Genomic DNA, 13,141 nt, shown 5'->3' on the forward strand with positions numbered 1-13,141 from the left:
AATGGAGGTCATGTTAAATCATGTTGATGATAATATAGTAGGAAACTATCCTTTAGGAGCAAGTTATAAAGATAAAAAAATAGTTTTATCAGTTGTAGAGCTGGTTATTAAATTCAATTTAAGGGGGCGTATTCTCACTGCCATTAGAGAGGCCTCTTTAGACTTATATGAAGGTGAAAGCTTGGCTATTGTTGGTGAGTCTGGTTCTGGAAAATCAGTTTTTGCAAAGTCATTTATAGGCCTTTTAGATGCCAATGGATGGGTTGATTCCGGTAGTATTATTTATGAGGGCACAGATATAGGCAAATATAAAAAAGAAAAGCCCTGGCTCAAAATTCGTGGAAAAGAGATTGCAATGGTATTCCAAGATCCTATGACTGCACTTAATCCGCTTAAAACTATTGGAAAACAAATTGTAGAAGCTGTAGAACTTCATCAAGGACTGAAAGGTCAAATTGCTAAAAAAGTTGTTCTAGAAATATTAAAGGATGTGGGTATATCTAGCCCAGAGGTTAGGTATGATCAATATCCACATGAGTTCTCAGGCGGAATGAGACAAAGGGTAGTTATTGCTATTGCTGTAGCTTGCAGCCCTAAGATACTTATCTGCGATGAGCCAACTACTGCACTAGATGTAACAATTCAAGCTCAGATACTTCAACTGTTAAAAAATTTACAAAATAAATATAAATTATCGATTATTTATATAACACATGATTTAGGTGTGGTGGCGAAAGTTGCAGATAGAATAGCTGTTATGTATGCTGGCGATATAGTAGAAATTGGCACCTCAGAAGAAATTTTTTATAATGCAAAACATCCATATACTTGGGCATTACTGTCCTCACTTCCACAGCTTGGAATAAAGGGTGAGCCATTATATTCAATTTTGGGTACACCACCAAATTTATTTAATGAAATAAAAGGAGATGCCTTCGCACCACGTAATCCTAAAGCGTTAAAAATAGATTTTGTTTTGAGGCCACCTTATTTTTCAATAAGTCCTACTCATAAAGCTAAAACTTGGCTGCTAGATCCTAGGTCTCCAAAGGTAGAACCACCTGAAGCGCTTAAAGAGCTATTACAGCAATGGGGGGAGTGAAAAATATGAGTGATAAATCAAAGGAAATTTTATTAGAAGTAAAAAATATCCGCGTTGTGTTTGGAAAAAACAAAAATAAAGCTTTTACTGCTGTTGATGATGTTAGTTTTAATATATATAAAGGTGAAACTTTTGGTTTGGTAGGAGAATCCGGTTCTGGTAAAACTACTATTGGTAGAGCAATAGCCAGGATTAGTGAAACAGCCGCGGGTGAAATATTTTTTAAAGGAAGAAAAATCAATGGGAAAATTAGTAAGGAGTTAGATAAAGAGGTAACTAGAAAAATTCAAATGATATTCCAGGACCCAATGGCATCATTGAATGAAAGAGCCAAGGTAGATTATATAGTATCAGAAGGTTTATATAACTTAAAAAATTTTAAAAATGAAGCAGAGAGAAAATCTAAAGTTGAAAGTGCTTTACTAGATGTGGGACTGCTTCCTGAATTTTCAAGCAGGTTTCCTCATGAATTTTCTGGAGGACAACGTCAGCGTATAGGAATTTCTAGAGCTTTAATTATGGAGCCAGAGCTTATTATTGCAGATGAGCCTATTTCTGCTCTCGATGTATCTATTCGTGCTCAGGTTTTAAATCTATTATCTCAGTTGCAAAAGGAAAAAGGATTAACCTATTTGCTTATTTCTCATGATTTATCAGTAGTACGTTTCACTACAGATAGAGTAGCTATAATTCACAAAGGTAAAATCGTGGAACTGGCAGAAACAGAAAAGTTATTTAAAAATCCAGTTCACCCTTATACTCGTGCATTACTCTCTGCAATTCCAATACCTGACCCTCGCATAGAGCGAAAAAGAGTTATAGAAGTTTACGATCCAAGTTTTGATGAAATTAATAATTATACGACTACTTGGGTTGAGGTGGAAGCTGAACATTTTGTACTTGTTAGTGAACCTAGGAGAGAAGGGATTTGTAATGAATAAACCAAAAGCATTAAAAATGGGAGATACAATAGTTTATGAGTGGGTAGTTTTGTTTCTGTTTGCCATTAGTTGTGCAAAAGACAAATGTCTTAAAAAAGACTAAATTAATTGAAAAATATTTTTAAATAACAGAATATTGAGACATAAGTCCTTTATGAAAACGTTACAAATTGATACTATGATAGTGAGGTCAATCTTAAATGAGTGTGTATAAAATAATTGAAATTATTGAAGCTGAACATGAAATATATGAAATATTAAAATATTGTCCCTACGAGATATTAAAACAATTTTCTATTAAAGAATATAAAAAAGGAAAATTTATTTTAAAGCAAGATGAAATTTATGATAGCTTTTATATAATAGTTGAAGGATTTGTTGATATATATGTAATGTCAGAGAACGGTAAAAAATATTCACTAACTACTTATAAAAAAGGAAATTATATAGGAGAACATGAGATATTTGATCAAAAGCCCTTTAGTTGTTCTGCTGAAGCGATATCTGATATAAAGCTTTTGGAGCTAAATAGAAGTCATTTTTTAAAGTGGTTTAGTATTGATAGAAATTTAAATGAATATATTACAAAAACCTTATGTAGCCAATTTTATAGCCTTTCAAAGAAAGCAGGGAAAGATGCCTTATATACTTTAAAACAAAGAATATGCAAATATCTAATTGATAATTTAATTAAGAGCAACAATAAAGAGATGTTAAAAATAAATATTGAAAAAGAAAAGCTAAGTGAACAAATGGCTGTAACCCAACGAAGTGTAAATAGAGTGCTAAAGAATTTAAAAGAACAAGATATTATTGATATACATAATAACTATATTATAATAAAGGATTTAAATTTATTAAAATCTGAAGCTGATATAGTTGACTAATAAAATATGAAAATGAGAGGTGAAATATGTTAAATGACATTCAACCACATATAAGATGTTGCAGTAAGGAGGCTGCAAAATATGCAATATTGCCTGGTGACCCAGAAAGGGTGGATAGAGTTAAATTTTTTTTGGAAAATTCAGTAGATATAGCATTTAACAGAGAATTTAAAAGTTGTACTGGTTTTTATAAGGGTGTTAAAGTTATGGTAATTTCTACAGGTATTGGTGGGGCATCCACAGGTATTGTAGTGGAAGAATTAAAAAATATAGGGGTACAAACCTTAATAAGGATTGGGAGCTGTGGTGCACTTCAACCAAACATTAAGCTTGGAGATCTTATTATAGCAAATGGTGCTGTTAGAGATGACGGTACTTCAAAAGCCTATGTGGAAGAATCATACCCTGCTGTACCAGATACAGATGTTCTGATAAGTTTAATTGAAAGTGCAAAAGAGCTATGCTTTAAATATTACTGTGGTAAAATTCGAAGCCATGATAGCTTTTATACAGATGCAGAACAAAAAATAGATGAATATTGGAGTGAAAAAGGCATACTTGGAGCAGATATGGAGAGTTCGGCTTTGTTTGTAATAGGCGGTCTTAGAAACTTAAAAACTGCATCCATACTTAATGTAGTAGTTGAAAATGACGGTAATTTAGCTGGTATCAATAGTTATGTTAATGGGGAAAGCGTTACTGCTTTAGGTGAAAAGAATGAAATCCTTACTGTTCTTGAAGCTATAGTGAAATTAGAAAAAACAAAATAAGTTTTTGGGGGGATTAATTATGAAAAAAAGTAGTATATGGAGTTTTAAATTATCCACAGCAGCAATAGTACTTATTCCAGCAGCAGTTGGTATTAATTATATTGGCAAGTTATTTGCAGGAGCTCTAAAGTTACCTCTTTGGCTTGATGCCATAGGTACAGTACTTGCTAGTATGCTTGCAGGTCCTATTGTAGGTGCTATCGTAGGGGCAACTAATAACATTATATATGGACTAACAATGGATCCGATATCATTTATTTATGCATTAACAAGTATTGCGATTGGGCTTACTGTTGGTATTATGGCATACCGTGGATGGATTAAAAGTATTGGCAAGGCTATAGTAGTTGGCCTGGTTGCTGCGTGCGTTTCTGCAATAGTATCTACACCAATAAACATAATATTTTGGGGCGGTCAAACTGGGAATATTTGGGGAGATGCTGCCTTCGCATCTTTAATTGCGAATCATTTTCCAGTATGGATTGCTTCATTTTTAGATGAATTGCTAGTGGATGTACCTGATAAGATAGCAACTGTAGTAGTGGCTTATGGTGTATTTAAAGTATTACCAAAGAAACTTACCATATTATATAGTAATGATAATGAACTAGAGCAATTATAAAATTATAAGAACTAATATAATTAGGAATTGACAACAAATAATGTTTATGACGATTGGTGTTAATTCCTAATTTAATTTTACTCCTACTATAAGGATGGTGATAAATCTTGAAAGCATTAAGTTTATATCAAGAAAAAGATACTGTAGTACATAAAGTAGACCCTATAAGTAAGATATTATATATAATTATATCTATAGCAATTCCTATAATTTTACCATATAAAACAATAGGACTATTATGCATGGGTGCTAGTATTATTTTGCTATTAATAGCTAAGGTATTTAAAAAAGTAATACCACTTATAAGTTTTAGTATGATAATCCTGCTTTCAATTATTATTATACAAGGGCTGTTTAAAGCTGGAAACAAGACACCTGCTTTTCATATAGGAAATGCTATTTTCTATAAGGAAGGTCTTTTATTTGCTTTAGAAATATGCATTAGGGTAATAAATATTTTATGTGCTTTTGCAATTTTAGTATTAACTACTAAACCTTCTGATTTAATTGAGTGCTTAGTGAGAAGAGGATTATCTCCTAAAATAGGTTATGTTTTATCTTCGGTGCTTCAAATAATACCTCAAATGACTGCAACTATGGAAACTATTACAGATGCTCAAAGGTCTCGTGGCATGGAAACCGAGGGAAAATTAAGTGTTAGAATAAAAGCATTTCTGCCATTAATAGGCCCTGTAGTTATGAATTCATTAATTAATACTAGAGAGAGAGCTATGGCACTAGAAGTTCGAGCATTTAATTCTAAAGCAAGCAAAACTTTTTTAAACGAAGAACAAAATGGTAGTTATAACAAAATAATAAAAATAGGTTTAATATTTATATTTTTATTAGCTGTAGTTTGGAGGGTTTTGATATGAAGAAAATAATTGTGGAAAACTTGAAATACAGATACCCATTAACAAATGAACTGGCCTTAAAGGGAATATCCTTCGAAGTGGATAAAGGTGAATTTATAGGTATAGTGGGTAAGAACTTATCTGGTAAATCAACATTATGTCAAGCACTAGTAGGTCTTGTACCTCATTTCTATAAAGGTGCTTATGGTGGCAGCGTTATTGTAGATGGACTTGAGGTTTCACAAAGCGAAATAAGTGAATTATCCCAAAAGGTTGGAATAGTATTTCAAAATCCATTTACTCAAGTTACAGGTTCTAAACTAACAGTTTATGAAGAAATAGCCTTTGGACTTGAAAATATGGGCATTTCAAGAGAAGAAATGAGAGAAAGAATAGATCATTCTCTTAAACTTTTAGATATATATAAATTTAAGGATAGAAATCCATTTGATTTATCAGGAGGCCAAATGCAGAGAATGGCTATAGCAAGTATTATAGCTATGAAACCAGAAATTATTGTACTAGATGAGCCAACTTCACAACTTGATCCGCAGGGCTCAGAAGAAGTATTTAAAGCCATTCAAAATTTAAGCAAAGAGGGAATGACTGTAATAATGGTAGAACATAAGATGGAGAAAATAGCTAAATATTCTGATAGGGTTATGCTGCTTAATCATGGAGAAATAGTAGATTTTGATATACCAGAAAAAATATTTTCAAGAGGAGACTTAGGAGATTACGGAGTAACTGCCCCTGCCTTTACTAAAATATGTAAGGGCCTTGGAATAAAGAATAAAATAACAGGGCTGTACCCAATTACCATAGATGAAGCTTATGATTTGGTGGTGAGCTATAATGAATAAAATAGAAGTGATAAACTTACATTTTTCTTATGAAAAAAGTGAAGAAATATTAAAAGGAATAAATCTAAACTTTGATAGTAGGTCTACTGCTATCATTGGACAAAATGGAGCAGGAAAAACTACATTTGTAAAGTTATTAAAGGGCTTGCTTAAACCTGACTCTGGTGATGTAGTGATTAATGGTATAAATACTAAGAAGTCTACTGTAGCAGAACTTGCAAAATACATAGGATTAGTGTTTCAAAATCCTAATGATCAGATATTTAAAAATAAAGTTATGGACGAAGTTATATTTGGACCATTAAATATAGGTCAAACTCCTGAAAAAGCTAAAGAAAATTCTATAAAGGCTCTTAAAACAGTTGGATTATATGAAAAAAAAGGTGAAAATCCCTATGATCTTAGTTTATCTGAAAGAAAATTAATAAGTATAGCGTCTATTGTGGCTATGGATACAGAGATAATAATTTTTGATGAACCAACTATTGCACAAGATTATTATGGAAAAGAAAAGATTAAAAGTATAATCAGAGATTTAAGTGCTAGAGGCACGCTGGTACTTACCATAACACATGATATGGACTTTGTCTCCGAAACATTCGAAAGAACATTAGTCTTTGCTAAAGGAAATGTTTTGTTAGATGGAACTACAAGAGAGGTATACTCCCATAAAGAAGAGCTTGAACATGCTTACCTGGAAGCACCAAATGCGACTCAATTGTGTCAAATGTTAGGGGTGAAAGAAACTTTTTTAACTGTTGAAGAATTCATAGATTATAAGAAAAACAATAAAGATAAACTTTAAGCCAGTTGATTTTATTCAGGTAGTGAGGCTTTTTATGGCATTGAGTTATTTTAAGATAGTTGAAAAAACCAGTATGATTGTACTGGTTTTTTATTTTCATAACTACTCTTAATTTATTATTTTAACATTTTAAAACCTTCCATTTATATTATTTTTACTTTCGCACGGAATCTACGATGTTCTTTATTAAACAAGTTAATAACGAAAGCTTGTTATAATAATAACAATAATATAGTCCTAAATTATAAAATTAAGTATAATCAAATTTATGAAACTGTACGAAAAACAGACATAATGGCTAAAGTGTATGTTTTTTAAGAAAGATTTAATTTAGATAAGTAATAATTTGTCGTTTTAAGACAAGCCAATAAACTTTTCCCTAATTATTATGAAATATAATATTTTATGATTGCTAAAATATTGTAAATATACTTATACATTTCTAAAAAATGTTGTAAATACAGAAACAAAGATTATGAATAATCCACTTAAGAATAAAAAAGTTGCTTTTCCTTTTTTATTCTTAATATATGAGGAATATCCATCTAATATACTCATGATACCTAATAATACAAATGCAATTGACATTGCAATTCCACTATTAATGATATTAAATATGCCTAAAAATGACAATATAATAACAATTGCTGAAATTAATGTCTTACTAACTTTTAAATTTTTCAACTTATTACCTCCCAATAAAATAATCTTCTAAACTAAAAACAATTGTTTACTAAATTATAGTTTGTTTATATACTAATTATAGCATTAATTTCAAGCATATGGAATTAAGCCTCATTATCTATATGACCACCGTAAAGCCTTTCAAGGTCTTTATAACCAACTCTTACCTTACATACCATTTCAAGAATAATATTATTGTTTCTATCTATTGCAGTGGTTACGCTGATTTCCCTTGAATGATTAAGCCACAAAGGTTTCATCCATTTCTACAACGCCATCAACATCTTCCGTACCCATAAATGTTCCGATACAGTCAAGTATTTTATGCCTCATATAAAATGAGGTTTTAACGCATACTTATATGATTTCAGCACTTTTTCTTATACTATCACCGGAGAACGCATATGTTGACATATGATTTTGAACATGTTATATTAGGTAACAACTAATAATGTTAGGCGTTGCCTAAAAGTGATGGATGCTATATGAAAAATAATTTTTATTTTGCAGTAGTAAACAATACAATTAATAAGACAAACGAAACTTATGAAGGAGACAGGAGGAATTAAAAATGATATAGGAAGTGGAACTTGCGGAATTGACATAGGTACGCAAACAGTTGCTTTTATTTCTGATTATGATGTTAAGCTATACGAATTGGCTCCACATGTACAAAATATTGAAAATGAAAAACGTAGAATTCTAAGATTTATACTAAATCAACAATATAATAAAAAGAAGTTATCTCAAAGGTGGAATTATTTTGAGTATAATGGACAACAACTTAAAGTCCAGAGGGATATATATTCGGCATAATTAATTAAAAATGTAAATGATGACTTATGTAGTATACATCTTGATAATTGTAGTAAGGGTTTTAATAAGTTTTTAGAACTTCATAATAAAGAAATTGAAAGATTGCAAGGATTAGATAATTTGAGTAGTATAGGGATTTAGATTTAAAAAAAACGTCTTGAAACGGGCACTATACTACCTTTAATGTGGTTAATGAACTGCTTGGTAGTGAAATTCTTAGGGAAAATAATTAGTGTTAATATCATTTGTGATATCAAAGAAAGTTATTTAGTACCTAAGAACCCCATGCCTTTAGGCTTGGGAGTTTCAGATATTCAACACCTGGTTCTGATTTTATGGAAAAGAAAATTAGAATGTCACAAGAAAAATGGAAACAGCAACTATTAGCCGATGAATCGGATGAAAAGAAAGGAAAATGATTATGGCTTTGGAATGGAGATTAAGAAATGTTATGGCTGACAAAGAGATATGGTCAGGTTCAGAATTAGCTCGATTAATGAAAGAAAAATCAGGGTATAGCTTATCAGCACCATCAATCAGCGCTTTACTGAATGGTAACCCTAAGCAAGTAAAAGCTAATACTATGGATGCGTTATGTACTGCATTAGACTGTTCTCCTGCGGATTTATGGAAACATACTCCTACTTATACTCAAAATGTAGATAGTAATATGCAGCCAAAGTTAGCGTAAGCATCTAATGATAACAGACTTGAACCCATTTAATGGTAAGATAAAATGATTGATATGAGAAAATGTATAATTTGTGGTAGTTTGATGAAATAAAATTCAAAAGCAACTTTTAGTTGACAAAAATGTTATGTTTAAGTGGTAGCAATATGGTTGTATTATCAGTAGAATTATTTAGGGGTGATTAAAAATGAGTTTTCCGGAACAATTGCAGATTCTTAGAAAAGGAAAAGGATTATCGCAAGAGAAATTAGCTGAAATGCTTGGTATATCAAGGCAGGCAGTTGCAAAGTGGGAAGTTGGACATTCATACCCTGACATTGCAAGACTAATTGCATTAAGTGATTTCTTTAAAGTAAGTATTGATAAATTAGTTAATGATTATGAAGAAAATTGTCGTTTATGTATAGAAGAGAAAAAAGTTGATTCTATACATAAAAAAACAGTAGAATTTTTACGTAATGCCAAAAGAGCCACATATGCAGGTGAGGGTGTTGAAATTGAATCTTCAAGACCTAATTCCCATGATTTTGAGTATACAGAAGGAAATTTAAAGTATATTGATACCTATTTAGGAAGAGAGCAATTTGGAGGAGAAGAAGCTTTATGGGAAGATGACATTCCATTTTGGTCAATGAATTATACAGGCAGAATTATCGGGGAAGGTTTCTCAGTAAAATTTTTAAAAGAAGCATTAAGTTTAGTATCAGAAGAAAATCCATATCGTGGACCTATGGTATATCAAGATGGACAATATAAATATCATTGCATTGTTAATGGAGAATTTAAGTGGTTTCAAGGATATGAGGAAATTTATTTTGATGATAGGGCGGTATATGAGTGTTTTTTTCATGGTGGAATTATTAAATAATAGATTAATTGGATGTTATTTTTAGTTAAATTAATCTTAATATAGGAGAATGTATAATGAGTTTATATAGAAATGATAAATGCTGGTGTGGAAGTGGAATAAAATATAAGAATTGCCATTTGAACTTTGATAAAAAGTTAGAAACCTTGAAGAATCAAGGCTACATAGTTCCAACAAGAAATCTTATTAAAAACAAAGATCAAATTGAAGGAATCAGAAAAAGTGCTAAAATTAATAATGGCCTTTTAGATTTAATTAGTGAAAATATTAAAGAAGGAATGAATACAGAAGAAATTAATAAACTAGCTCATGAATATACAATATATCATGGTGGAATTCCGGCCACTCTTAATTATGATGGATTTCCCAAAAGTATTTGTACATCAATTAATGATGAAGTGTGTCATGGAATACCAAGCGAAGATATAGTACTTAAAAATGGTGATATTATAAATGTTGATGCAACTACCATACTTAATGGATATTATTCAGATGCGTCAAGAATGTTTATGATTGGAGAAGTAAGTGATGAAGCTAGAAAAATAGTAGAAATAGCTAAGGAATGTTTAAATAAAGGAATAGAAGCAGTGAAACCTTGGAGCTTTTTAGGTGACATAGGCGCTGCTATACAAGAATATGCAGAAAGTAATGGCTACTCGGTAGTTAGGGATTTTGGAGGACATGGGGTTGGACTAGATATTCATGAGGATCCATTTGTTTTTCATATCGGAACTAAAGGAACAGATATGATTTTAGCACCAGGAATGGTATTTACGATTGAACCAATGATAAATGGTGGAAGTCATGAAATATTTATAGATGAGGATAATGGATGGACGGCATTTACTGCTGATGGATCACTTTCAGCACAGTGGGAGCATACAATTCTTGTAACCGAAGATGGAATTGAAATAATATCGAAATGACAACGATTCATCAAAATCTAACGAATGTACCGCTTGTTACATTGAATATATCATATTAATTGTTTTAGAAATTTACTAAAAGTGTACTATTATATTAAAGAGTTGTAAATAAAGTAAAAAATTGTTAAACTTATTAAGCGAGTTGTTACAATTCATTGAACAGCCCATAAATATTAAAATCTAATTTAGGAGGTAATCATTTTGGAGAATAATAACGCATGTAGTAAATGTGGTTCAATAGAAAGAAAAAAGGGTAAAATATTTGGAATAGCAAGTTTACAGTCCTTAGATTCAAATACTGGATTTGGTGGTTCCGAACTTATCGTTGAGTTTTGTAAAGGTTGTGGTGAAGTAACAAGCATAAAAGTAAAAAATCCATCTGCAATTAAATAATTTAATAGGTTGTTGATACATGATAAAAAAGGTTCTATTTTGAACCTTTTTTATTTTTACTTAATTTTATTTAAAGTATAGAATATCATAAACATTATAAATCTTATTTGCAATTCCAAGTCTTTGAGCAGGTGTCTCATGTTCTCCATTAAGTGTTTTAATCTCTTGACAGAAATTATAGTATGTTCTTAATATTGTAACAGCGAACTGTGCATACTTTGGATTAATATTAGCATATATATAGCTTTTTTCAGTACCTCTTGCAGTTGACAAAGGTATCTCCAATATAGATAGACTTCTCCTTATTTGTTGAATGAAAGCATTAGTACAACGACTATCAACATTCATTAATAGATTTGAAATATGGTTATTATCATAGTTTGTTAAATTCGTAGTGCAATCTACCATCCTTACTCCTTCGTCAACGTGAGGTAATGGGTGATAAATAGGATTCTTTGCCCATACAGGATACTCTTTATTATTACTTTTTATATAATCATAGAAGCTATGCGTATTCAATTGTTCAGTAAGCATTAAACTTGCGAGATGTGATAATGACAGGTTTTCATATCCATTACTCCTTCTCCACAAAGTTAAATTTTTTCTTGATTCACAATAATCTTTGTAAGCTTCTTTTCTTTTACGATTCCTTTCAACTTTACATAAGAAATGATGTGCCTCATTATACTTAATTTCATTAGCGAATATCCTATATATCGAAGTTATAATTGAATTGTCTTCATCAGTGACAAATCTCCATTTATTTACCTTTAAACTCCGTTTTAGAAGCCAATAATGAGCCATAGTCGTATATGTTGAGTTTAGATGTACACCTTCGATATATTTCTTCCTTCTTTCAAATACGTGTAAGGATGTTTCATATTCCTCGTAAGTTTCCTTATCATATAAATTGGGAGGCTGTGGACAGTAAGGAAATCTATAAGCTCCATTTTTACGCTGATGTTCATATAAATGGTCTTCTTTATATTTTAAGGTGTCTTCTTCTATATTCTCTATACTAACATTGAATTAATTATCTTTAGCCTCTTAATTTCATAAGGTACCAAAGGGGATTAAAAAAGATGACTCCCAATATAGGAATCATCTTTTATCTGCTCAACTCTTTCTTTCAATGGGGATCAGTGTAACCTCTCCCTCACTTTATTGTTGTCTATTTACATATTGCCAAGAGATTTATATAAAATCAGTCTGTTTTTTTCATCATACTTTTCTTTCTCAATTTTAATTTCAAGTCCCAATTTTAAAAGATTATTCAAGCTGAATTTATTAGTAGGTGAAACAGTCGAGCATAAATACTTATAACCTTTTTCAATTGATATTTTTTCCAATAAAGAAAATAATATATATTGGAGCTTATTGCCCCTGTAGTCTGGATGAACTGCAACCGAATCAAGGTGGGCTACTTTTAATAATTCATCTTTGCTAAGATTAAAATCATATCCTAAGTTGTCGTTATCAAATCCAGGAAAAATCAATACTCCGTATGCAACTAATGTATCATTAACATAGCAACCTAATATTTTACCTCCCTTATCAAGATGATGTTTATAAAAATCATAATCATCAAAATAAAAATCATTGATACTCTCAAGAGACTCTTTTATTATTGGATGCAGCATTATTATGTGATTTATATTTTCTTGCTCAATATCACTTATTGTCGCCAAATAAGGAGCTTGTTTTTCTCCATTTAAATAATTTAACTCTATTTTAAAATTCATATTTACCCCCCCTTTGAATATTTTAAATAATTAGGATCTCTTTTATCAAGGGATATCTCTTCACTCGGAATATCTAAAATATTTTTCTTTATATATTCTATAAAAGTTTCAAATTTCCTCTTTAATAAATAATAACATAAATAGAGTAATTAACTCAGTTTAGTTGGCACTGATAAG

The 13,141-nt window shown here is 30.8% G+C and carries 16 protein-coding genes and 1 pseudogene; 13 read left to right on the forward strand and 4 right to left on the reverse strand.

Annotation, left to right across the window (positions count from 1 at the left end; genetic code table 11):
- Positions 1-10: 10 nt before the first annotated feature.
- From G9F72_RS04170 to G9F72_RS04205, 8 genes are all read left to right on the forward strand, one after another.
- A complete protein-coding gene (locus G9F72_RS04170) occupies positions 11-1,102 on the forward strand; it encodes an ABC transporter ATP-binding protein (RefSeq protein ID WP_164958621.1) in 1,092 nt (363 codons plus the stop codon).
- Positions 1,103-1,107: 5 nt separating this feature from the next.
- Complete coding sequence (locus G9F72_RS04175) at positions 1,108-2,043, forward strand: ATP-binding cassette domain-containing protein (RefSeq protein ID WP_164958494.1); 936 nt, start codon at positions 1,108-1,110, stop codon at positions 2,041-2,043.
- A gap of 200 nt (positions 2,044-2,243) precedes the next feature.
- On the forward strand, positions 2,244-2,930 hold the full coding sequence (locus G9F72_RS04180; protein WP_164958493.1) for a Crp/Fnr family transcriptional regulator: 687 nt from the start codon (positions 2,244-2,246) through the stop codon (positions 2,928-2,930).
- Between the two features lie 26 nt (positions 2,931-2,956).
- Complete coding sequence (locus G9F72_RS04185; protein ID WP_164958492.1) at positions 2,957-3,700, forward strand: nucleoside phosphorylase; 744 nt, start codon at positions 2,957-2,959, stop codon at positions 3,698-3,700.
- 19 nt (positions 3,701-3,719) lie between these two features.
- A complete protein-coding gene (locus G9F72_RS04190) occupies positions 3,720-4,322 on the forward strand; it encodes an ECF transporter S component (protein WP_164958491.1) in 603 nt (200 codons plus the stop codon).
- Positions 4,323-4,429: 107 nt separating this feature from the next.
- Positions 4,430-5,197: an energy-coupling factor transporter transmembrane component T family protein gene (locus tag G9F72_RS04195; protein WP_164958490.1), complete on the forward strand. Its 768-nt coding sequence runs from the start codon at positions 4,430-4,432 to the stop codon at positions 5,195-5,197.
- Complete coding sequence (locus G9F72_RS04200; RefSeq protein ID WP_164958489.1) at positions 5,194-6,039, forward strand: energy-coupling factor ABC transporter ATP-binding protein; 846 nt, start codon at positions 5,194-5,196, stop codon at positions 6,037-6,039. Before G9F72_RS04195 ends, G9F72_RS04200 begins: the two co-directional genes overlap by 4 nt.
- Positions 6,032-6,844 (forward strand): energy-coupling factor ABC transporter ATP-binding protein, encoded by an 813-nt coding sequence (locus G9F72_RS04205; RefSeq protein ID WP_164958488.1) that lies wholly within the window; start codon positions 6,032-6,034, stop codon positions 6,842-6,844. Before G9F72_RS04200 ends, G9F72_RS04205 begins: the two co-directional genes overlap by 8 nt.
- A gap of 432 nt (positions 6,845-7,276) precedes the next feature.
- On the opposite strand, the gene G9F72_RS04210 is transcribed toward G9F72_RS04205, so the two are convergent.
- Together G9F72_RS04210 and G9F72_RS04215 are read right to left on the reverse strand one after the other, a co-directional pair.
- The gene (locus tag G9F72_RS04210; protein WP_164958487.1) at positions 7,277-7,528 is read right to left on the reverse strand and encodes a hypothetical protein; all 252 of its coding nucleotides are present in this window, start codon (positions 7,526-7,528) and stop codon (positions 7,277-7,279) included.
- 113 nt (positions 7,529-7,641) lie between these two features.
- Positions 7,642-7,921 (reverse strand): annotated as a pseudogene (locus G9F72_RS04215) (IS1595 family transposase); the annotation flags it as partial.
- Between the two features lie 153 nt (positions 7,922-8,074).
- Here G9F72_RS04215 and G9F72_RS04220 point away from each other — a divergent pair.
- The 5 genes from G9F72_RS04220 (at position 8,075) to G9F72_RS04240 (ending at position 11,222) form a co-directional block, all read left to right on the forward strand.
- The gene (locus G9F72_RS04220; protein ID WP_164958486.1) at positions 8,075-8,344 is read left to right on the forward strand and encodes a hypothetical protein; all 270 of its coding nucleotides are present in this window, start codon (positions 8,075-8,077) and stop codon (positions 8,342-8,344) included.
- 415 nt (positions 8,345-8,759) lie between these two features.
- A complete protein-coding gene (locus G9F72_RS04225) occupies positions 8,760-9,035 on the forward strand; it encodes a helix-turn-helix domain-containing protein (protein ID WP_164958485.1) in 276 nt (91 codons plus the stop codon).
- A gap of 187 nt (positions 9,036-9,222) precedes the next feature.
- Positions 9,223-9,903 carry a DUF5680 domain-containing protein gene (locus G9F72_RS04230; protein ID WP_164958484.1) on the forward strand — a complete coding sequence of 227 codons (681 nt, stop codon included), beginning with the start codon at positions 9,223-9,225 and terminating at the stop codon, positions 9,901-9,903.
- 56 nt (positions 9,904-9,959) lie between these two features.
- Positions 9,960-10,829 (forward strand): methionyl aminopeptidase, encoded by an 870-nt coding sequence (locus G9F72_RS04235; protein WP_164958483.1) that lies wholly within the window; start codon positions 9,960-9,962, stop codon positions 10,827-10,829.
- Positions 10,830-11,030: 201 nt separating this feature from the next.
- Positions 11,031-11,222: a hypothetical protein gene (locus G9F72_RS04240; protein WP_164958482.1), complete on the forward strand. Its 192-nt coding sequence runs from the start codon at positions 11,031-11,033 to the stop codon at positions 11,220-11,222.
- Positions 11,223-11,288: 66 nt separating this feature from the next.
- Here the strand turns inward: G9F72_RS04240 and G9F72_RS04245 are convergent, their stop codons facing one another.
- Both G9F72_RS04245 and G9F72_RS04250 read right to left on the reverse strand, forming a co-directional pair.
- Positions 11,289-12,026 carry a hypothetical protein gene (locus tag G9F72_RS04245; RefSeq protein WP_164958481.1) on the reverse strand — a complete coding sequence of 246 codons (738 nt, stop codon included), beginning with the start codon at positions 12,024-12,026 and terminating at the stop codon, positions 11,289-11,291.
- 371 nt (positions 12,027-12,397) lie between these two features.
- Positions 12,398-12,964 (reverse strand): GNAT family N-acetyltransferase, encoded by a 567-nt coding sequence (locus G9F72_RS04250; RefSeq protein ID WP_164958480.1) that lies wholly within the window; start codon positions 12,962-12,964, stop codon positions 12,398-12,400.
- Between the last annotated feature and the right edge of the window lie 177 nt (positions 12,965-13,141).

This window comes from Clostridium estertheticum (assembly GCF_011065935.2).
Classification (GTDB): Bacteria; Bacillota; Clostridia; order Clostridiales; family Clostridiaceae; genus Clostridium_AD; species Clostridium_AD estertheticum_A.

Coding starts and splice junctions, on each gene's coding strand:
- G9F72_RS04185 (WP_164958492.1), top strand. CDS start 2,957: ATGTTAAATGACATTCAACCACATATAAGATGTTGCAGTAAGGAGGCT.
- G9F72_RS04190 (WP_164958491.1), top strand. CDS start 3,720: ATGAAAAAAAGTAGTATATGGAGTTTTAAATTATCCACAGCAGCAATA.
- G9F72_RS04170 (WP_164958621.1), top strand. CDS start 11: ATGTTAAATCATGTTGATGATAATATAGTAGGAAACTATCCTTTAGGA.
- G9F72_RS04245 (WP_164958481.1), bottom strand. CDS start 12,026: ATGGCTCATTATTGGCTTCTAAAACGGAGTTTAAAGGTAAATAAATGG.
- G9F72_RS04235 (WP_164958483.1), top strand. CDS start 9,960: ATGAGTTTATATAGAAATGATAAATGCTGGTGTGGAAGTGGAATAAAA.
- G9F72_RS04200 (WP_164958489.1), top strand. CDS start 5,194: ATGAAGAAAATAATTGTGGAAAACTTGAAATACAGATACCCATTAACA.
- G9F72_RS04225 (WP_164958485.1), top strand. CDS start 8,760: ATGATTATGGCTTTGGAATGGAGATTAAGAAATGTTATGGCTGACAAA.
- G9F72_RS04175 (WP_164958494.1), top strand. CDS start 1,108: ATGAGTGATAAATCAAAGGAAATTTTATTAGAAGTAAAAAATATCCGC.
- G9F72_RS04220 (WP_164958486.1), top strand. CDS start 8,075: ATGAAGGAGACAGGAGGAATTAAAAATGATATAGGAAGTGGAACTTGC.
- G9F72_RS04250 (WP_164958480.1), bottom strand. CDS start 12,964: ATGAATTTTAAAATAGAGTTAAATTATTTAAATGGAGAAAAACAAGCT.
- G9F72_RS04205 (WP_164958488.1), top strand. CDS start 6,032: ATGAATAAAATAGAAGTGATAAACTTACATTTTTCTTATGAAAAAAGT.
- G9F72_RS04230 (WP_164958484.1), top strand. CDS start 9,223: ATGAGTTTTCCGGAACAATTGCAGATTCTTAGAAAAGGAAAAGGATTA.
- G9F72_RS04180 (WP_164958493.1), top strand. CDS start 2,244: ATGAGTGTGTATAAAATAATTGAAATTATTGAAGCTGAACATGAAATA.